Genomic DNA, 19191 nt, shown 5'->3' with positions numbered 1-19191 from the left:
CGAAGAAACTGGCGACGGAAGCCACGGCACCCGCTTGCGGGGTATCCGTGGATCGGTCAACGCCGGTCGACATCAGGGTCGCGGATGCCCTGGCGGCGAAGTTCCAGCACTTGTGGGGTGATGATCGCGATGCGCGCATCGACGCGCGCCCGGGCGTAATAGTCCAGATCATCCCGGCGCTTGAGCGTTTGCAGCTGAATCAGGGCCTGCTCCGGACGACCATTGAGGAACGCAGCCTCGGCGTAGGCCTCGCCAGCGCGGGCGGTATCACCGGCTAACTCGTTGGCGCGGCCGAATTGTTGCTGGAAGGTCGGGTCTTCCGCCGACCGGCTCAGCAAAGGCCGCAACACCGCCTGCGCGCGTTGCCCGGCTTCGCGGCCACCTTGTTCATTCAGTACCTTGGCGAAGGTCAGCGCAACCGCGCGGTTGGTGGGCATCTGCTTCAGTAAAGCGGAGAACCGTTGATTGGCCGCCGCCGCTTTGCCGGTGCGGGATTCAGCTTCGCCCATGGCCAATTGCACCCAGAGATTGTCAGGGTGCTTGTCCAATAGGGCGGATAATTCGGTGTTGGCTGCCTTCAGGTCACCGCCCTGGAGGTGGGCGATGGCCAGGCCATAGGCTTGCGAGTCGTTCAGCTTGCCAGCGTCCCGCCGGATGGTTTCGTATTCGCGTATCGCGGCAACCGACGTAGGGGCGCTAAGCACACGCAACCGTTCCCGAGCCCAGTCGAACTGTCCGGTGCCGCCCCGGCTGAAGGATTGCGAGGAAATGGTGACCGCGACCGGCAGCAGCGGATTGTCGCTGAGCATGTCGGGCAGGACGATGGTGTTGGGGTTGTAGGTTTCTACCCGCTTTCCGCCCGGAACCGTGGTGACGAGGGGAATATTGTCCTTGCGTAGCTGTTCGGCCCGTTGCTGGGCTTCGCTGATGCGGGTGGTGGTGACCGGGTGAGTCATCAGGTAGTCGGGCGTACGGTCGCGTTCGCTGCCGCGGTTGCTGCGGGTGGCTTGAGCCATCCGCGCGAAGAAGCCCGCCATGGCGTCCACGTCGTAGCCGGCGCGGTCCAGGGTACGGATGCCGACGCGGTCCGCCTCGGATTCGTTGGAACGGGTGTAGTCGATCTGGCGCTGTTGCATCAGGCCCATCGCCGAGGCAATGGCGGCCTGCGAGGCATCGCCGCTGGAACTGCCGCCTGCCGCCTGCGCCAACACGATGGCACCCAGCATGCCGAGCAGGATCGGAATCTGGTCGCGCTGGGCGCGTTCCGCGCCACGCAGGACGTGTTGCTGGGTGACGTGGGCGATTTCGTGCGACAGCACTGCGGCGACTTCGTCCTCGCGCTGGGCGGTCAGCACCAGGCCTGCGTTCATCCCGATGTAGCCGCCCAACGTGGCGAACGCGTTGATCTGGCGGTCCTTCATCATGAAGAACGTAAACGGCTGCTGCGGATTGTCGCTATCCGCCGCAAGCTGATTGCCCATGGTTTGCAGCCAATCCGTGATCAGCGGGTCTTCCAGCAGGTAGCCGTAGTTGCGTAGCTCACGCAGCAGCATGCCGCCGTATTCCGCCTGCTTGGCCGGCGTCAGCAATTCGCCTGCCGAGGAACCGATGTCCGGCAACCGGGAATCCTGGGACGACGCCAGCGGCGCAGCGACGGCCAGGGTCAGTGCGGTGACGAGCAGCAATGGGCGCAAGCGGTAACTCCGTAACGGACAATAGCCAAGGGCATCAATCAGAATGAGGCGTGGATGAGCCCGAGGCGTGAACATGCGGTTAATTGATGTCCATTAACCAGACCTTGCCCGGCTCACATTGTTCCGCGGCCGTGGCTGGAAACCCATCACTGCCTCACCCATATTGCCTTCAGACAAGATTGTGCCCGGAGAATTCCCTTGAGTAGCCCTCGCGAAAACGCCCCTGGCGATACAGAAAAACCGGAGATTACCCTTTACACCACCGCGATCTGCCCGTATTGCGTGGCGGCCAAGAATTTCCTCAAGAGCAAGGGACAATCCTGGACCGAGGTCCGGGTTGACCTGGATCCCACGGAACGCCAGAAAATGATGGCGCTGGCCAAACGCACCAGCGTGCCGCAGATATTCATTGGCGACACCCACGTGGGTGGCTATGACGACATGGTGGCGCTGCACCGCGCCGGCAAACTGGAACCGTTGCTGTCGTCAGGTCGTCCCGCATGAGCGCCGGACCGCAAGGCGAAGAGCGGCTGGGTAACGAAAAATCGGGTCAGGTGGACGACACCGGCGAGCGGGATCGCGTGCGCCAGTTCACCGAGTTTCGCCAGCGCATGAACCAGCGGATCCTGGCCGAGCCCAACCAGGTGGTACGCCGGTTCTTCGCCCTGGACACGCAGACCTACCAAGCCGGCGCACTGGACGTAAAGACCAAGGAGTTGCTTGGTCTGGTGGCGTCGATGGTGCTGCGCTGCGACGACTGCATCAGCTACCACGTAGCGCAGTGCAAGGAAGTCGGCGTCACCCGCGAGGAATTCTTCGAGACGTTCTCCGTGGGATTGGTGGTGGGGGGCTCCATCGTCATCCCGCACCTGCGCAGGGCGGTGGATTTCCTGGATCAACTGGAAGCGGGCGCGGCTAGTGGCCCTGAGGCGCACGATCACGGCTGAAGCTTCTTAAAACGGGAACACGGAGCAGGGAACGGGGGAATGACGGACCGTCGCGAATGGCTGGTCATGACGAACAAAGGCTTCGGACCTTCCCGGTGGATATGGTTCGCAGCGCCCAAGGTCGTTTTCCCATTCGAAGGTCCGCAGGCATTCGGCTCGCACGGCGACTCATTCCCCGTTCTCCATTCCCTGTTCCCGGCTGCTAATTTGGGCGGAACCAGCCCATCAGGCATAATTACCGGACTATCCCTTTCTCGTCGCCTCCGGTCCCGCCGGCGTGCGCCCCCTGTTCGGAACTCAAGCAATGACCCAGACAATTACGGTCATCCGCGGCGATGGTATTGGCCCGGAGATCATGGATGCCACCTTGTATGTGCTGGACGCACTGAAGGTCGGCCTGACCTACGAAGAAGCCGACGCCGGCCTGGTGGCGTTGGAGAAGCACGGCGATCTGCTGCCGCAGGCCACCCTGGATTCGATCCGCAAGAACAAGATTGCGCTGAAGAGCCCGTTGACCACGCCGGTAGGCGAGGGCTTCAGCTCCATCAACGTGGCGATGCGCCGGCATTTCGACCTGTACGCCAACGTGCGTCCGGCCAAGTCGTTCCCCAACACGAAGTCGCGTTTTCCGTCGGGCGTGGACGTCATTACCGTCCGTGAGAACACCGAGGGCGCGTACATCGGCGAAGGCCAATCGATTTCCGAGGATGGCGAAACCGCGCTGTTGACGCAGAAGATCACCCGCAAGGGCTCCGAGCGCATCGTCCGCTACGCATTCGAGCTGGCTCGCAAGACCGGCCGCAAGAAGATCACGGTGGTACACAAGGCCAACATCTTGAAGACCACTTCAGGGCTGTTCCTGAAGGTGGCGCGCGAAGTGGCTGCGCTGTATCCGGACATCGAGTGCAACGAGATGATCGTGGACAACACCTGCATGCAGTTGGTGATGCGTCCGGAACAGTTCGACATCATCGTCACCACCAACCTGTTCGGCGACATCATTTCCGATTTGTGTGCCGGCCTGGTCGGCGGCCTGGGGCTGGCCCCGGGTGCGAACATCGGCGTCGATGCGGCGATCTTCGAAGCCGTGCATGGCTCGGCTCCGGACATTGCCGGCAAGGGCATCGCCAATCCGTGCGCACTGTTGTTGGGCGCGGCGCAGATGCTGGACCATATCGGTCAGCCGGAGAAGGCCGAACGCCTGCGTGCGGCCATCATCGCCACACTGGAAGCCAAGGATTCGTTGACCCCGGATCTGGGCGGGCAGGGCAACACCATGTCGTTCGCCAAGGCGATTGCCAGCCGGGTTTGAGGCCTGTCAGCAGTGATCTCCACGAACGGGACGCTTGGCGTCCCGTTTTTGTTGGCGTGCGTCCTATCGCAGGGGTTGGTACGACCGCCAATAGCCCGCAGAATCGCGAGGCTCCCTAATCAGGCCCCCTCGATGACTGTCCGCCCCAGCGCCACCGCGCTGACTCCTATCCTGCTGTTCCTGTCGCTGTTTTTCGGCGCGGGCCTGTATTTCACTCTGCAGGGCGAGCCGATGGGCTTTTACCAGCTACGCGCGCCGGTGGCGATTCTGCCGGCGCTAGCGCTGGGCGCGTGGCTGGCCAGGCGTCGCGGCGTTGCGCCCATGCGGACATTGCTGTCGGGGATGGGCGAAAACAACATCATGCTGATGTGCCTGATTTTCCTGCTGGCGGGCGGCTTCGCTACCGTTACCAAGGCGATCGGCGCGGTGGATGCCGTCGTGGCCCTGGGCTTGGGCGCACTGCCGAGCGGACTGATCTTGCCGGGACTGTTCCTGGTGGCTGCCTTCGTCTCGCTGTCCATTGGCACGTCGATGGGAACGCTGGCGGCCGTGGTGCCGATCGCGCTGGGCATTTCGGATGCCGCGGGTTTGGATCGGGCACTGGTCATCGGTGCAGTGATGGGTGGCGCCATGTTCGGCGACAATCTTTCCATCATCTCCGACACCACGATCGCCGCCACCCGCAGCCAAGGCGCGGAGATGCGCGACAAATTTCGCGAGAACTTCAAGATCGCCGTTCCCGCAGCACTGGCGACGGTATTGATGCTGGCGTTCCTGGGTGATGCCGCGCCGGTAACGGCACCGAATGCGGCCTCCCCCTGGTTGGTGTTGCCCTACTTGATAGTGCTGGGGCTGGCGTTGACGGGGTTGGATGTGGTGCTGGTGCTTGGCATTGGTTTGGTGGCGTCAGGGGTATTCGGCTTCATGCTCAGCAGTGAATACGACCTGATCACGTTCACCGGTGATATCTACACCGGATTCGAAAGCATGTTGGAAGTGACACTGGTATCGATCCTGATAGGCGGCCTGGGTGCGTTGATGAAGGCCGCCGGTGGCATGGATTGGCTGGCGCAGACGATTGCCCGGTTTGCGAGAGGCCATACCGGACGTCGCTCTGGTGAGTTCAGTATCGCCGCGCTGGCGGCAGGCACCGATGCGCTGAGCGCCAACAACACCGTCGCCATTCTGATCTCCGGTAGTTTGGCTAAGGACATCGCCGAACGGCACGGCATCACGCCACGTCGTTCGGCCAGTGTCTTGGATATCTTTGCCTGCGTGATGCAAGGCATCCTGCCTTACGGCGCGCAGATACTGCTGGCGTCCTCGCTGGCGGCCGTATCGCCGTTGGCGCTAGCCGGCAACGTTCACTACTGCTGGCTGTTGGCGCTGGTGGCGATAGGTTTCATACTGTGGCCCGCGCGGGGACGTGTGGGGCAAGCAGATTCGCTTGGGTGAGCGAGTGGAGTCCGCGCCGCAACTTTGAAAGTTGCAGATGGTTTGATACCGAGAGCCTTCACGCCGCCAAAGGACAAAGCCATTCGACGCATCGATTCAGGCTTGAAACAAAAACGGGGCGCCAAGGCGCCCCGTTTTTTTTCTTGATGCGCTAATCGAATCAGTTGCGCGATTGCAGCTTGGACAGCAGGCGCAGGAACTCGATGTACAGCCACACCAGTGTGACCATCAGGCCGAACGCGCCGTACCACTCCATGTATTTCGGTGCGCCTTGTTCGACGCCGCTTTCGATGAAATCGAAATCCAGCACCAGGTTTAGCGCTGCGATCACAACCACGAACAGACTGAAGCCGATACCGACCAGGCCGTTTCCGTGAATCATCGGAATCTGGATGTTGAACAAGCCGAGCACGATGGTGGCCAGATAGACCAATGCGATGCCGCCAGTCGCCGCCACCACGCCCAGTTTGAAGTTCTCGGTGGCCTTGATCAGGCCGCTGCGGTAGGCGAACAGCAGCGCGAACAGGGTGCCGAAGGTCAGCATCACCGCCTGCAGCACGATGCCTTCGTACAAGAAGTTGTACATCGCAGAGATAGCGCCCAGGAAGAACCCTTCCACCAGCGCGTACAGCGGCGCGGTGACCGGCGCCCAGGTCTTCTTGAATACGGTGACCATCGCCAGGATGAAGCCGCCGATCAGGCCGCCCCACATGTACATGCCGAAGCCCGGCTGTGGACGTCCGTCGACGCCGAATTCCACCTGGGACCAAGCGAACGCCGCGGTCAGCACCGTCAGCAGCAACAGGAAACCGGTCTTGTTGACCGTGCCGTTCAGTGTCATCGCGCCGGCATCGCGGGACACGACGGTGCCGCTGCCCAGATCGAGGAAGGTGGATTCTTTTAGTGCTGGATTGCCGCTGCGTATCATGGTGCCCTCATTGTGGATTCGGACGTCGGTCCCTGAACAAGAGGATATCTTACGCCGACCATCGCCACATGCCGTTTGACAGCAGGCTCGCAGGTTCCGACAATACGCGGCCTTGTTGGTGCCGCTGGCGCCACGCCGGGACCCTCGTCGGGGTATAGCGCAGTCTGGTAGCGCATCTGCTTTGGGAGCAGAGGGTCGGGGGTTCGAATCCCTCTACCCCGACCAGTCTGGTCTGATGTATCGGGTGGGGCGGAATGCGACAATCCGGTGCGACGGAGTGAAATGCGCCCGTAGCTCAACCGGATAGAGCACCGGCCTTCTAAGCCGGCGGTTACAGGTTCGAGTCCTGTCGGGCGCGCCACACCGGACCGGCAGGATTGATGTAGTGTTTGCAATATATGGTGGATGTAGCTCAGTTGGTTAGAGCACCGGATTGTGATTCCGGGGGTCGCGGGTTCAAATCCCGTCTTCCACCCCAGTTTTTGTAAGCTATTGATTAATAAGGGTTCCGATATTTGCGTATCGGGGCCTTTATTGTTTTTGGCGAACGCAAATATTTGATTTGACTGGAACTGCGGGTTCGAGTCCCCTGCAGGGGGATGAGGTGACCTGCTATGAACCGAAAATACTACCTGTTGGTCGAAGTTCCGCCCCCTGAAGGCTCGAAAAAGCGAGTTATGACCAAGGCACTTTTGATCTATCCCGGACCCCGGCCACCTCCTAGCAATTGGCTTCCGCCCAAGACCATCCGAGTGCTCATCGAGATATTTGGAAGTGAGTTGCGCAAGAGACTCGCTAACGGGCGCAAGGGGCAGCCTCCGATTGAAGGCCCGTTGGCTATTACGAAGTCCAGCTTTGACGAGTCTTCCGACGGCGACTAGCCGTTATGAGTACGCTTCTCTGTAGCTGAACTCGTCAGAAGTTGTAGTCTTCGGGCACACTGTCGCCGTAAGGCACCTGCGGTACCCCAAATGGATGACATGAGTACATGAAAAGCTACGATTCCCGAACCTACAGCATCAATGATTTTGTTGAGTGGGACGCAGCAAAACAGCTTGTGCTTAACCCGAGGTTCCAGCGTAGATCAGTTTGGACCGATAAAGCGAAAAGCTATCTCATGGATACGATCCTTAGGGGGAAACCTATACCTAAGGTCTTTATACGACAGCAGATCAATGTCACGACGAAGAAATCTATTCGTGAGGTTGTCGATGGTCAGCAACGTCTACGCACGATCCTTAGCTACCTAGGGGATGGGTTTTCTGTAAGTAAGAAGCATCATCCTGATCTGGGGGGAGTGCTTTTTAGTCAGCTGCCAGAGCACGTCAGGGAGCATGTGCTTGCTTATGAGATATCTGTTGACTTGCTGATCAATCTTCCGGATTCCGAAGTCTTGGATATCTTTGGACGTTTGAACTCGTACGCGGTGGTCCTAAACGAACAAGAGAAGATCAACGCTGATCATTTCGGACCTTTTAAAGTGCTTGCTGACCGTGTCGGTCACAAGTATTACGATTTTTGGACCAGGCAGGGCGTCCTTACGTCTAAACAGGTTGTACGGATGCTGGAGGTCAGCCTAGTGGCAGACTTGCTCATTGCGATGCTTGAGGGAATCAAATCTAAGAAGCAGGTCAAGAAGTTCTACGGTTCATATGAGAATGAGTTCGACAATGACGTCGATGAGTTAGAGACGCGGTTCGATGCCGTCATTGCTTACATAGTCGATCTCTACCCTGAAGGGTTATCAGACACAGAGTTTCGACGGCCCCACCTTTTCTATTCCTTGTTTACCTACGTAGCTCATCGAAAATTTGGTATTCCAGGAGTCACTGCTGATCAGGCACGGGTTCAGGTGCCGATAGAGTTCGAACGAGATCGGCTAGAGAGAGTTGATCAGGTTTTTGTACTTGCAGATCACCCTGAAGATCTGACAGCCCCGGAACGGCAGTTTCTGACCGATAGTCGTAGAGCTACTACGGACGAGGCTGTTCGAAAACGTCGTACGGAGTTCTTGCTAGAACTAACAAAGGTCTAGCCTCGCTATGCCGGGCGCAGCGCTCACGAAACTCCAGGCTGAAGCGCAGCAGTGTGACGCACTAATAACGAATGCTCATCGGTCCGATGCCAACGGCACCGCAATATTTCCGGCTCGTGATCAGGAGCAGATCACTGTAGCGGCATTTCTCAATCTATTCATCGCTTGGGAGTCATTTCTTGAGGCATGCTTCATATCGTTGATGACAGGGGGTGCAACGGTGTCAGGCGCCACCCCGAACCGCTTTGTGTTGCCGCCTACCGCACAGGCTGCTCAAGCGATGATTATTGGGATCAACAGATATTTCGACTTCGCGAATATTGATAACGTCCGGAAGGTTGCTCGCATCTACTTCGAGCACGGCTACCCATTTGAACCTCATCTTTCTGCGATTGTTGTAGATCTGCAGGATATCAAGATGATGAGGAACTCATCCGCTCATCTGACCTCCACGACGCAGGCGGCGCTAGCGGCCCTCGCTCAGAGGATTACCGGCACGCCGCAGCCGGGCATTAGCTTATATTCGCTGCTAACGCACACGGACCCGAGAGCAGGTAATGGACAGACGGTATATGCGACCTGTCGGGACAAGCTGTTGGCGGCCGCCCAGTTGATCGCTGTAGGCTAGTTAGTTGAGAGGTGTCGTTGTTCGTTCAGTTTTCTAGCTCGGCTATGATCCGTAGATGAGTACGGCTTCGGCGGTGGGCGGTTGAGCTGCGGTTCTGACTTGGGGTCGGTGTGCTGATCGAGCTACCCCGGCTTGATCGCCGATTGACTGTGGCTTACCATTCGCACCCTTAGCCGGCGGGGTATCGCCTGCTGCGGCAGGGGTATCAGAAGCCTTCTGGTTATGAACGCGCCGGGTACGGCACCCCATTGATGTAAGACATCGCCACGGCGAAGTTTGTAACAAAGCGCGATAAACGCGTAGAATACGCGACCAGTTTTCAGGGCTGTTAGCTCAGTTGGTAGAGCAGTTGACTCTTAATCAATAGGTCGAAGGTTCGAATCCTTCACAGCCCACCAAATAGAAAATCGCCCGGTAACCCGGGCGTTTTTTTTGCCGGATGCGGGGCGGTGGCAGGCCGGGTTAGAATGTGCGGCACCTGCGAAAGTGGCGGAATTGGTAGACGCACTGGATTTAGGTTCCAGCGGGTAACCCCCGTGCGGGTTCGAGTCCCGCCTTTCGCACCACGCCCGGGCCTCGACCAAAGCACGGCAACCATGGCGATGAGCGCGCCCCAGCGCGAGGCGATGCCGGGCAACCGGCTTTTCGAGCGGACCGCCTAACCGCGCCCTAGCGCCAGGCGATGCTGGGCGATCGGCTTTTCCAAACCCTGCCGAATCGCACCCTGGCGCGAGAACAAGCGGCATCGCTTTATTCCCGGACCGACGGCAAGCGCTCCACTGTTCGAATCGGTTAAGCGCGACCGCACTCGTTCAGCCCAGACCGCCCATGCCTGGGCCCTGGCGAGCCAGCCCACCTTTCGAATCGCGGCAGCCTGCCCAAACGCTGGCAGCCAAGCCCAGAATCAGCCAAACTATCCCGTTCCGCCGGCGTGGCGCCTTGTCCATGCCTGCGAACCAGATCATCAACATATGCCGTGGCACAGACCAGGGCGGTAGGAGTCAGTGAGTATGCAAGTTTCGGTCGAATCGATCGGCAATCTCGAGCGTCGCATGAGTTTCAGCCTGCCGGCTGATCGCCTGGATACGCATATCGGCGGACGCCTGCGCGAGCTTGCGCGTACCGCGCGCATCAAGGGCTTTCGCCCAGGCAAGGTGCCCACCAAGGTCATCGAGCAACGCTATGGCGAGCAAGTGCGCGCCGAAGCCTTGGATGGTCTGCTGCGCGAAACCTTCAATTCGGCCGTGCGCGAGCAATCGCTGCAGCTGGCCGGCAGCCCGCGCATCGAAAAAGCCGGCGATAGCGAGCTGGAATTCGTCGCCACGTTCGAAGTGGTTCCCGATTTCGGCGACATCGACGTCGCCGCGCTCAATGTCATCCGCCATACCGCGGAAGTGACCGATGCTGACATCGACCAGATGGTCGAAAACCTGCGCCTGCAGCGCCGTACGTTCCAGGCCGTCGACCGTGGCGCGAAAGAAGGCGACCGCGTGGCGCTGGAAACCTGGTCGCAGGCAGGCGATGAGCGTTTGCCGGCCGAAGGTAGCGAGAAAGGCGCCACTCTGATTGGTTCGGGCGTGATGTTCGGTGCTATCGAGCAGGCCTTGGTGGGCTTGGCCAAGGGCGAAGAAAAAGCCGTTGATGTGGATTTCCCGGCCGACTGGCGAGTGCCACAGCTGGCCGGCCGTCAAGTCCAGGTCCACGTTAAGGTTACCGAAGTCTCCGAGCCGGTACTGCCGGAAGTGGACAAGGACTTCATCCGCAGCTTCGGCGTGAAGAGTGGCGACCCGGAGCAGTTCCGTGCCGATATCCGCGCCAACCTGGAGCGCGAGCTGAAAGGCGCCCTGATGACCCGTCTGCGCCGCGAAGTGGGCGAACAGCTGATTGCCGCTTATTCGCACGTCGACATGCCGCCCCGTTTGGTCGAAAACGAAGCGCGCGCCATGGTCCAGCAGGCAGCCGAACAGGCGCAGCGCAACGGCCAGCAGGTGCAAATCCCCGAAAACGCGCACGAAGGTTTCAAGGACGCCGCCCGCAAGCGCGTGCTGGTCGGTTTGCTGGTGGGTGAAGTAGCCCGCCGCAATCAGCTGCGTCTGGATCCCAAACGCCTGAACGAAACGCTGCGTCTCATCGCGTCCACTTACGAAGAACCGGAACAGGTCATTGAGTTGTATCGCAACGACCCCCAACTGATGAATGGTCTGCAGAGCCGTGTGATGGAAGAGCAGGTGATCGATTGGATCGCCGAGCGCGCCCAGCACACGGAGCAGGCCCTCAGTTTCCAGGAAGCCATCCGGAACTAAGCGGTCCCGGGCCTAGTGGCCCGGCCCGACTCCGGTCAGGCTATTCTTGGCCGGACTCCACGAACGTAGGCGCGAAACCAATGAGCATTCCAACTAGAGCCCTGAACCTGGTGCCGATGGTGGTCGAACAGACCAGTCGCGGCGAGCGCGCCTACGACATCTATTCGCGCCTGTTGAAGGAGCGAGTGATCTTTCTGGTGGGTGGCGTCGACGATCATGTCGCCAACGTCATCGTGGCCCAGATGTTGTTCCTGGAAGCGGAAAACCCGGAAAAGGACATCAGTTTCTACATCAACTCGCCGGGTGGCGTGGTCACGGCGGGTATGGCGATCTACGACACCATGCAGTACATCAAGCCAGACGTCAGCACCATCTGCGTCGGCCAAGCTGCGAGCATGGGCGCGTTGTTGCTGGCTGCAGGCGCAAAGGGCAAGCGTTATGCACTGCCTAACTCCCGCGTCATGATCCATCAGCCGCTGGGTGGCTTCCAAGGCCAAGCCACGGACATCGACATTCACGCTCGTGAAATCCTGACCTTGCGCTCCCGCCTGAATGAAATCCTGGCCAAGCACACTGGACAGGCACTGGAAACCATCGAGCGCGATACCGAACGCGACAATTTCAAGAGCGCTGCCGACGCCCAGGCCTACGGGCTGGTCGATTCAGTGCTGGAACGCCGTCCTGACGAATCCATCCAGTCGGCGTAATGCCGAGACGCGGGACCATTTCTCGCGTTTTTCCTCCCATTCCACGCCCCGGCGACAACGCTGGAGCGTGTGCTATTCTGCGACCGAAAGCCCGTTTGGCGGGCAGGGTGACCGAGTAACCGAAGCATGAGCGAAGACCGTCAGGGCCGTTCCGGCGACAGCAACAAAATCCTGTATTGCTCGTTCTGCGGCAAAAGCCAGCATGAAGTCCGCAAGCTGATTGCGGGCCCGAGCGTGTTCATCTGCGATGAATGCGTCGAGCTGTGCAACGACATCATCCGCGAGGAACTCGAGGAGAAGGCGCAGTCTGCCCGCAGCCATCTGCCGAAGCCACGTGAAATCCTGGAAGTGCTGGATCAGTACGTGATCGGTCAGCAGCGCGCCAAGCGCACGCTCGCCGTGGCCGTGTACAACCATTACAAGCGCATCGAGAGCCGCAGCAAGAATGACGAGGTCGAACTGGCCAAGTCCAATATCCTGCTGGCCGGCCCCACCGGCTCCGGCAAGACGTTGCTGGCCGAAACGCTGGCCCGCTTGCTCAACGTGCCGTTCACCATTGCCGATGCGACCACGCTGACCGAAGCCGGTTACGTGGGCGAGGACGTGGAAAACATCATCCAGAAGCTGCTGCAGAAGTGCGACTACGATGTCGACAAAGCGCAGCAGGGCATTGTCTATATCGATGAAATCGACAAGATTTCGCGCAAGAGCGAGAACCCGTCGATCACTCGCGACGTGTCCGGCGAAGGTGTGCAGCAGGCGCTGCTGAAGCTGATCGAAGGCACGGTGGCCAGTGTGCCGCCGCAGGGCGGGCGCAAGCACCCGCAGCAGGAATTCCTGCAGGTGGACACCAAGAACATTCTGTTCATCTGCGGTGGTGCGTTCGCAGGTTTGGACAAGATCATCCAGCAGCGTTCCACGGAAGCCAGCGGCATTGGCTTCGGCGCCAAGGTGAAGAGCTCCGAGCGCAAGACCGAGATGGGCAAGGTGTTGTCGGAAGTCGAGCCGGAAGATCTGATCAAGTTCGGCCTGATTCCCGAGTTCGTTGGTCGTCTGCCTGTCGTCGCCACGCTGGAAGAGCTCGACGAGGCCGCATTGGTCAAGATTTTGACGGAGCCGAAGAACGCCATCACCAAGCAGTTCAAGAAGCTGTTCGACATGGAAGGCGTGGAATTGGAGTTCCGGCCCGATGCGTTGTCCGCTATTGCCCGCAAGGCGCTCAAGCGCAAGACGGGTGCGCGCGGCCTGCGTACCATCGTGGAATCGGTATTGCTGGACACCATGTACGACCTGCCGTCACTTGAGAACGTCGGCAAAGTGGTAGTGGATGAATCTGTCATCGAGCACAAATCCGAGCCCTACCTGATCTACCAGAATCCGCCCGCACCCAAGGTTGCCGCTGCAGAGTGACTGGACCGGGTAACTGGTTCGTAACGAACTTGTTGGCTGTTCCTCACAGATTCTCAAGTCTGTAAATCTCTGAGTTTCAAAGGCTTTCAGGATTCCTCTTGCATCCATCCGCCAATGGCCCCATAACGGGGCCATTGGCGTTTTTTGCCTTCCGAATTCCATAATCGCTGGAGCCCCCCATGCCCCGCCGTCCCCAACCCGAAACTCTCGACCTGCCGGTCCTGCCGCTACGTGACGTGGTGGTGTTCCCGCATATGGTCATCCCCCTCTTTGTCGGGCGCGACAAATCCATGCGTGCGCTGGAACAAGCCATGGAAGCGGACAAACGCATCCTGTTGCTGGCGCAGAAGTCGGCTGAGACCGACGACCCCGCAGCGGCGGATCTGTACACCATCGGCACACTGGCGCAGGTGCTGCAATTGCTGAAGTTGCCCGACGGCACCATCAAGGTATTGGTGGAAGGCACTGCGCGCGTGCAGGTGAGCAACGTGGCCGAACGTGACGGCTCACTCTATGGGCAGGGCCAGGAGATCGATTCCAGCGACACTCGGGAGCCGCGCGAAATCGAAGCGGTGGCGCGTTCGCTGATGAGCCTGTTCGAGCAGTACGTCAAGACCAATCGCAAGCTGCCGCCGGAACTTCTGCAAACGCTGAGCGGCATCGATGAACCCAGCCGTCTGGCCGACACCATCGCCGCGCACCTGGGTGTGCGCTTGAGCGACAAGCAGCGCCTGCTGGAAACCATCGAGGTCGGCGAACGGCTGGAACTGCTGGTGGGTTTCGTTGATGGCGAAATCGATGTGCAGCAGCTGGAAAAGCGCATACGCGGCCGCGTCAAGTCGCAGATGGAAAAGAGCCAGCGCGAGTACTACCTCAATGAACAGATGAAGGCTATCCAGAAGGAACTGGGTGAGCTGGACGAAGCACCCAACGAGTTGGAAGACCTGGCCCGCAAGATCGCCGAGGCAGGCATGCCGAAGCCGGTGGAGACCAAGGCCAAGAACGAACTCAACAAGCTGAAGCAGATGTCACCGATGTCCGCCGAAGCCGCCGTGGTGCGCAACTATCTGGATTGGCTGCTGGGCGTGCCGTGGAAGAAGCGCACCAAGGTGCGCAAGGACCTTAAGGTTGCCCAGGACACCCTGGACAATGATCATTACGGCTTGGAGAAGGTCAAGGAACGCATTCTCGAGTACCTGGCAGTGCAGTCGCGGGTCAAGCAGATGAAGGGCCCCATCCTGTGCCTGGTCGGCCCGCCGGGCGTGGGCAAGACGTCCCTGGGGCAGAGCATCGCCAAGGCGACCAACCGCAAGTTCGTGCGCATGTCGTTGGGCGGCGTGCGTGACGAGGCGGAGATCCGCGGTCACCGCCGAACCTATGTGGGCTCGATGCCCGGACGCATCGTGCAGAACCTCAACAAGACCGGCAGCAAGAATCCGCTTTTCGTGCTTGATGAGATCGACAAGATGTCGATGGATTTCCGCGGCGATCCTTCGTCGGCGCTGCTGGAAGTGCTGGATCCCGAGCAGAACCATTCCTTCAATGACCACTATCTGGAAGTCGATCTCGACTTGTCTGAAGTGATGTTCGTGGCGACGTCGAACTCGCTGAATATTCCGGGCCCGCTGTTGGATCGCATGGAAGTCATTCGGATCCCGGGTTACACGGAAGATGAAAAGCTCAACATTGCCCAGCGCTATCTGGTGCCGAAGCAGCTGAAGGCCAACGGACTGAAGCCGGAGGAATTGAAGATTTCCGAGGGCGCTGTCCGCGATATCGTCCGTTATTACACGCGCGAATCCGGTGTACGAAACCTGGAGCGCGAGCTTGCCAAGATTTGCCGCAAGGTAGTAAGAGAGATCGCGTTGGCCGGTCCAAAGCCAGCCAAGAAGAAGGGCGCCAAAACTCCTCTGGTGCAGGTCACCTCCAAGAATCTCGACAAGTACTCCGGCGTCCGTCGATTCGACTATGGTCGCGCGGAGGAACAGAACGAGATTGGATTGGTCACCGGCTTGGCCTGGACCGAAGTAGGCGGCGATCTGCTGCAGATCGAAGTCGCGCTGGTGCCAGGCAAGGGCGGCGTCACCCTGACCGGTCAATTGGGCGATGTGATGAAGGAATCCGCATCGGCGGCGTTGTCGGTCGTGCGCGCACGCACGGAGCGCCTCGGCATCGAATTGGACTTCCTGCAGAAGCATGATGTGCACTTGCATGTCCCCGAGGGCGCGACGCCGAAAGATGGCCCCAGCGCGGGCATCGCGATGGCAACGGCACTTGTTTCCACGTTGACCAAGAATCCGGTGCACGCCAATGTGGCGATGACCGGTGAAATCACCTTGCGTGGACGCGTGTTGCCGATCGGCGGACTGAAGGAAAAGTTGCTCGCCGCACTGCGGGGAGGCATCACCACGGTGATCATCCCAGAGGAGAACCGCAAGGATCTGGCCGACATTCCCGCCAACGTCACCGAAGGTATGAAGATTGTGCCGGTGCGCTGGATCGACGAAGTGCTGGACTTGGCATTGGAGCGGCCGATCTCTCCAACGGTACCGGCGGCCGGCAGTGGGAAGGAACACTCTTTGCCAGAGCCGGGCAAAGCATCCCAGCAACTAGACGTCAAGCATTAACCGTTTGGCGGACGACACATAAGCAAAAGCCGCAAAACCCGCGCCGTTATTGGGTTTTCGGCTTGCGTGCCATTTTCGCCGCTGGTATAACGGCGTCACCCGAAGGCGCTTCGCACAGCGCGTGCGCCTACGGCAAAATCGACCGGATCCTCGTACGACCATAATGCTCGACAGGATCCGGTTATACATTCCGCGGTTATTCCGCAAAGGGAGTTTCTAAATGAATAAATCCGAATTGATCGATGCTGTCGCCGACGAAGCCGAAGTTTCCAAAGCCGAAGCTGGCCGTGCTGTCGACGCTGTCATCTCCAGCATCACGAAAGCTCTCAAGAAGGGTGACAGCGTGACGCTGGTGGGCTTCGGCACTTTCCAGGTCCGCGAGCGCGCCGCCCGCACCGGCCGTAACCCCAAGACGGGCGACACGATCAAGATCGATGCGTCGAAGAACCCCGCGTTCAAGGCTGGCAAAGCCCTGAAGGATGCCGTAAACTAACTGGCTCGCCGCCGATGCCTTGGCGTCGGCCAAGCACCCGGGTGCTTAGCTCAGCGGTAGAGCGTCTCCCTTACACGGAGAGGGTCGGGGGTTCGAAACCCTCAGCACCCACCATCTTGCTTAGGGTGGTGCACGGTTAAAAAAGTCCTCGGCAGCTATAGCCGAAACGACCTGGATAATCGTACAATGTTCGTCTTAGCGCGGAGTGGTAGTTCAGTCGGTTAGAATGCTGGCCTGTCACGCCGGAGGTCGCGGGTTCGAGTCCCGTCCACTCCGCCAGTTTCCTCAAAAAGCCCGCGAAAGCGGGCTTTTTGCTGTCCGTGGCTACCCCGTTAATCATCGCCACACCAGCGACACGGCCGCGCGGGCAAGGACGGAAGAAGCGCGGTAAACTGCACGGCTTAACGAAATCAGGCTGCGTGCACCGATGCTGCAAAAACTCCGCGATAAGACCACTGGCTGGATCGCCACCCTCATCCTGGGCTTGTTGATCGTTCCTTTCGCATTCGTTGGCGTGAACGAATACATGACCGGTGGCGCGGCCAATGACGTCGCTACGGTAAAAGCGCCACCGAAATGGTGGGAATCGGCGCCGCAATGGTGGCCGGTATCGCTGCTGTGGGAAAGCGAAGAAGTCACGGTGGATGAGTTCCGCGCTCAGTTCGAGCAGGCGCGCTCGCAGCAGCGCCAAGCTATGGGCGAGAATTTCGACCCGCGGGAATTCGAAAGCAAGGAGAACAAGCTCAAGGTGCTGGAGCAGTTGATAGACCAGAAGGTGTTGGCGCTGGCTTCCCAACGTGCGGGTATCTCGATCAGCGACGCAGCGGTGCAGCAGGCCATCAGCAGCGAGCCCGCGTTCCAGACCGATGGCAAGTTCGATCCTCAGCGCTATCAGATGCTGCTGTCGCAGCAGGCGCCCGCGGTTACGCCGCTGAAGTTCGAGGAAGAGCAGCGCGAGCGTTTGCGCATGCTGCTGATTCCGCAAGCCATCGGCAGTTCCGACTTCACGACCCAGGGTGAAACCGATCGGTTGTTCAAACTGCTGGGCCAAACGCGCGATGTCGCTATCGCCGCTCTTCCGTTGCCGGCAGAAGACACTGCGCCGATCACCGATGCCGAGATAAAAGCGTGGTACGACAGTCACACCGCCGACTTCAAACAACCCGAAAGCGTCGCGCTGGAATACATTGAGATCGATGGCAATACCTTGCCGGTAGAGACAACACCGGACGAAGGCGCTTTGCGTAAGCGCTACGAAGATGAGAAGGCCCGCTTCGCGTCGCCGGAGCAGCGCTTGGCGGCGCATATCCTGATTGCTGCACCGGCGGATGCTGATGCAGCCACCTTGAAGGCAGCCGAAGAGAAGGCCGCGGCACTAACCGCGCAGGCGAAAGCAGGTGCGGATTTCGCAGCGCTGGCGCGTGCCAACTCCGAAGATCCAGGTTCCAAGGACACCGGTGGTGAGTTGCCGTGGATCGCGCGCGACGGTTCGATGGTGAAACCGTTCGAAGACGCGGTGTTTTCGATGCAGGCAGGTGAAGTACGTGGGCCGGTGAAAACCGATTACGGCTATCACGTGCTGAAGTTGAATGGGATCAAGCCGGGTGCTGGCCGCTCGTATGAGGAAGTCCGCGAGGAGCTGGCGCGCGAACAGATGGATACCGCGCGTGAGCGCGCTTACAACGACTTGGCTGGCCGGGTCGTTACTGAGACGCTGAAGAACCCGACTTCACTGGAATCCGCGGCCACGGCGGTGGGTCTGCCAGTGCAGAAGGCCGGTCCTTTCCCGCGCAATAATCCGGTCGGAATCGCCGCAAATCCCGCCGTATTGCGTGCTGCGTTTTCCGACGCGATGGTGCAGGACGGTACGGTGAGCGATCCGATCGAACTAACGCCTACCCATAGCGTCGTGATACGGGTCACTCAGCATACGCCGGAGCAGACTCAGCCCCTGGCAAAAGTACGCGACGCGGTGATCGCCGCCATTCGCGCCGATCGCCGCAGCAAAGCGGCGGAAGCTGCAGCTGACGCATTGATGGCGCGCGTCAACAAGGGCGAGACGCTGCAAAGCATCGCTGCCGCGGAGAACCTTCAGTTCAACCAGATTCCCGGGATGCAGCGTGGAATGCCCGCGCCTACGCCGGAGGCCAACGAAGCGATCTTCGCAGCGCAGCGTCCGGCAGAAGGCAAGGTATCTGTGGGCAAAGCCAAGCTGCCCGACGGCGCCTACGCGGTGTTCGCGGTCGAGAAGGTCACCGAAGGCGACCTGAAAGAACTTCCGGCCGAGCAGCGCACGATGATGCAACAGCAATTAGCGCAGCTGGGTGGCAACAGCGCGGTCCAGGCCTATATCGATGCAATGCGCAAGCGCTTCAAGATCGATGTCATGGAAGATCGCCTGTAAACCAGCTTGATGTCGGTATCAAAGAAAGCTCGGCATTGCCGGGCTTTTTTTGTCTAAAGGCCGGATATCGCCGAAGCGTTCTGTGCGAGCGAAGCAGAGCCGTAGCAGACATGAATCGCGCTCTTGTAGAGCCGAGCTTGCTCGGCTGATCCTCTCCGGAGCCGAGACATAGCGGCAGCGGAGCAAGCTCCGCTCTACGAACGACGATAGAGCCTTCAAGCTCAATGCCAGGCGAGGCAGCAAGCTGG

At 59.6% G+C, this 19191-nt stretch carries 15 protein-coding genes and 7 tRNA genes; 19 read left to right on the top strand and 3 right to left on the bottom strand.

Annotated elements, in window-relative coordinates:
* Positions 1 to 56 precede the first annotated feature (56 nt).
* Positions 57 to 1694: a M48 family metalloprotease gene (locus AADW18_RS07900; RefSeq protein ID WP_337342826.1), complete on the bottom strand. Its 1638-nt coding sequence runs from the start codon at positions 1692 to 1694 to the stop codon at positions 57 to 59.
* 198 nt (positions 1695 to 1892) lie between these two features.
* Between AADW18_RS07900 and grxC the strand changes: the two genes are divergently transcribed.
* The 4 genes from grxC to AADW18_RS07880 all read left to right on the top strand — a co-directional run bounded on the left by grxC (position 1893) and on the right by AADW18_RS07880 (position 5408).
* A complete protein-coding gene (grxC, locus tag AADW18_RS07895) occupies positions 1893 to 2198 on the top strand; it encodes a glutaredoxin 3 (protein WP_337342825.1) in 306 nt (101 codons plus the stop codon).
* Between the two features lie 107 nt (positions 2199 to 2305).
* Positions 2306 to 2641 (top strand): carboxymuconolactone decarboxylase family protein, encoded by a 336-nt coding sequence (locus AADW18_RS07890; protein WP_337343293.1) that lies wholly within the window; start codon positions 2306 to 2308, stop codon positions 2639 to 2641.
* Between the two features lie 304 nt (positions 2642 to 2945).
* Positions 2946 to 3953: an isocitrate dehydrogenase gene (locus AADW18_RS07885; RefSeq protein WP_337342824.1), complete on the top strand. Its 1008-nt coding sequence runs from the start codon at positions 2946 to 2948 to the stop codon at positions 3951 to 3953.
* Positions 3954 to 4085: 132 nt separating this feature from the next.
* Positions 4086 to 5408 carry a Na+/H+ antiporter NhaC family protein gene (locus AADW18_RS07880; RefSeq protein ID WP_337342823.1) on the top strand — a complete coding sequence of 441 codons (1323 nt, stop codon included), beginning with the start codon at positions 4086 to 4088 and terminating at the stop codon, positions 5406 to 5408.
* 160 nt (positions 5409 to 5568) lie between these two features.
* On the opposite strand, the gene AADW18_RS07875 is transcribed toward AADW18_RS07880, so the two are convergent.
* Complete coding sequence (locus AADW18_RS07875; protein WP_337342822.1) at positions 5569 to 6336, bottom strand: Bax inhibitor-1/YccA family protein; 768 nt, start codon at positions 6334 to 6336, stop codon at positions 5569 to 5571.
* Positions 6337 to 6484: 148 nt separating this feature from the next.
* Between AADW18_RS07875 and AADW18_RS07870 the strand changes: the two genes are divergently transcribed.
* The 7 genes from AADW18_RS07870 to AADW18_RS07840 all read left to right on the top strand — a co-directional run bounded on the left by AADW18_RS07870 (position 6485) and on the right by AADW18_RS07840 (position 9565).
* Positions 6485 to 6561: transfer RNA gene (locus tag AADW18_RS07870), tRNA-Pro, on the top strand.
* A 59-nt stretch (positions 6562 to 6620) separates the two neighbouring features.
* A tRNA-Arg gene (locus AADW18_RS07865) sits at positions 6621 to 6697 on the top strand.
* 40 nt (positions 6698 to 6737) lie between these two features.
* Positions 6738 to 6814, top strand: a tRNA-His gene (locus tag AADW18_RS07860).
* Positions 6815 to 7324: 510 nt separating this feature from the next.
* Complete coding sequence (locus AADW18_RS07855; protein ID WP_337342821.1) at positions 7325 to 8371, top strand: DUF262 domain-containing protein; 1047 nt, start codon at positions 7325 to 7327, stop codon at positions 8369 to 8371.
* Positions 8372 to 8378: 7 nt separating this feature from the next.
* Positions 8379 to 8999: a hypothetical protein gene (locus AADW18_RS07850; protein ID WP_337342820.1), complete on the top strand. Its 621-nt coding sequence runs from the start codon at positions 8379 to 8381 to the stop codon at positions 8997 to 8999.
* Between the two features lie 322 nt (positions 9000 to 9321).
* Positions 9322 to 9397 (top strand) — tRNA-Lys (locus AADW18_RS07845).
* Between the two features lie 82 nt (positions 9398 to 9479).
* Positions 9480 to 9565, top strand: a tRNA-Leu gene (locus AADW18_RS07840).
* Positions 9566 to 9811: 246 nt separating this feature from the next.
* Here AADW18_RS07840 and AADW18_RS07835 read toward each other — a convergent pair.
* Positions 9812 to 9964: a hypothetical protein gene (locus AADW18_RS07835; RefSeq protein WP_337342819.1), complete on the bottom strand. Its 153-nt coding sequence runs from the start codon at positions 9962 to 9964 to the stop codon at positions 9812 to 9814.
* A gap of 45 nt (positions 9965 to 10009) precedes the next feature.
* Here AADW18_RS07835 and tig point away from each other — a divergent pair, with 45 nt between their 5' ends.
* The 8 genes from tig (at position 10010) to AADW18_RS07795 (ending at position 18943) form a co-directional block, all read left to right on the top strand.
* Positions 10010 to 11302, top strand: a complete 1293-nt coding sequence (tig, locus tag AADW18_RS07830) for a trigger factor (protein ID WP_337342818.1) — start codon at positions 10010 to 10012, stop codon at positions 11300 to 11302.
* An 80-nt stretch (positions 11303 to 11382) separates the two neighbouring features.
* The gene (clpP, locus tag AADW18_RS07825; RefSeq protein ID WP_337342817.1) at positions 11383 to 12009 is read left to right on the top strand and encodes an ATP-dependent Clp endopeptidase proteolytic subunit ClpP; all 627 of its coding nucleotides are present in this window, start codon (positions 11383 to 11385) and stop codon (positions 12007 to 12009) included.
* A gap of 126 nt (positions 12010 to 12135) precedes the next feature.
* Positions 12136 to 13419: an ATP-dependent Clp protease ATP-binding subunit ClpX gene (gene clpX / locus AADW18_RS07820; protein WP_337342816.1), complete on the top strand. Its 1284-nt coding sequence runs from the start codon at positions 12136 to 12138 to the stop codon at positions 13417 to 13419.
* A gap of 179 nt (positions 13420 to 13598) precedes the next feature.
* Positions 13599 to 16046, top strand: coding sequence for an endopeptidase La (lon, locus tag AADW18_RS07815; protein WP_337342815.1), 2448 nt, complete (start codon positions 13599 to 13601; stop codon positions 16044 to 16046).
* A 220-nt stretch (positions 16047 to 16266) separates the two neighbouring features.
* Positions 16267 to 16539, top strand: coding sequence for an HU family DNA-binding protein (locus AADW18_RS07810; protein ID WP_337342814.1), 273 nt, complete (start codon positions 16267 to 16269; stop codon positions 16537 to 16539).
* 39 nt (positions 16540 to 16578) lie between these two features.
* Positions 16579 to 16653: transfer RNA gene (locus AADW18_RS07805), tRNA-Val, on the top strand.
* Positions 16654 to 16741: 88 nt separating this feature from the next.
* Positions 16742 to 16818, top strand: a tRNA-Asp gene (locus AADW18_RS07800).
* Positions 16819 to 16966: 148 nt separating this feature from the next.
* The gene (locus tag AADW18_RS07795) at positions 16967 to 18943 is read left to right on the top strand and encodes a peptidyl-prolyl cis-trans isomerase (protein ID WP_337342813.1); all 1977 of its coding nucleotides are present in this window, start codon (positions 16967 to 16969) and stop codon (positions 18941 to 18943) included.
* Positions 18944 to 19191 lie beyond the last annotated feature (248 nt).

It is taken from the genome of Pseudoxanthomonas sp. CCNWLY206-1 (assembly GCF_039710385.1).
Taxonomy (GTDB): Bacteria; Pseudomonadota; Gammaproteobacteria; order Xanthomonadales; family Xanthomonadaceae; genus Pseudoxanthomonas_A.
This window is presented reverse-complemented; position numbering and strand designations above follow the sequence as displayed.

Excerpts from the sequence above, each read along its gene's own strand:
- AADW18_RS07835 (WP_337342819.1), bottom strand. The coding sequence starts at position 9,964 with ATGATCTGGTTCGCAGGCATGGACAAGGCGCCACGCCGGCGGAACGGG.
- AADW18_RS07810 (WP_337342814.1), top strand. The coding sequence starts at position 16,267 with ATGAATAAATCCGAATTGATCGATGCTGTCGCCGACGAAGCCGAAGTT.
- tig (WP_337342818.1), top strand. The coding sequence starts at position 10,010 with ATGCAAGTTTCGGTCGAATCGATCGGCAATCTCGAGCGTCGCATGAGT.
- lon (WP_337342815.1), top strand. The coding sequence starts at position 13,599 with ATGCCCCGCCGTCCCCAACCCGAAACTCTCGACCTGCCGGTCCTGCCG.
- AADW18_RS07795 (WP_337342813.1), top strand. The coding sequence starts at position 16,967 with ATGCTGCAAAAACTCCGCGATAAGACCACTGGCTGGATCGCCACCCTC.
- AADW18_RS07890 (WP_337343293.1), top strand. The coding sequence starts at position 2,306 with ATGAACCAGCGGATCCTGGCCGAGCCCAACCAGGTGGTACGCCGGTTC.
- AADW18_RS07855 (WP_337342821.1), top strand. The coding sequence starts at position 7,325 with ATGAAAAGCTACGATTCCCGAACCTACAGCATCAATGATTTTGTTGAG.
- clpP (WP_337342817.1), top strand. The coding sequence starts at position 11,383 with ATGAGCATTCCAACTAGAGCCCTGAACCTGGTGCCGATGGTGGTCGAA.
- clpX (WP_337342816.1), top strand. The coding sequence starts at position 12,136 with ATGAGCGAAGACCGTCAGGGCCGTTCCGGCGACAGCAACAAAATCCTG.
- AADW18_RS07880 (WP_337342823.1), top strand. The coding sequence starts at position 4,086 with ATGACTGTCCGCCCCAGCGCCACCGCGCTGACTCCTATCCTGCTGTTC.
- AADW18_RS07875 (WP_337342822.1), bottom strand. The coding sequence starts at position 6,336 with ATGATACGCAGCGGCAATCCAGCACTAAAAGAATCCACCTTCCTCGAT.
- AADW18_RS07850 (WP_337342820.1), top strand. The coding sequence starts at position 8,379 with ATGCCGGGCGCAGCGCTCACGAAACTCCAGGCTGAAGCGCAGCAGTGT.
- AADW18_RS07885 (WP_337342824.1), top strand. The coding sequence starts at position 2,946 with ATGACCCAGACAATTACGGTCATCCGCGGCGATGGTATTGGCCCGGAG.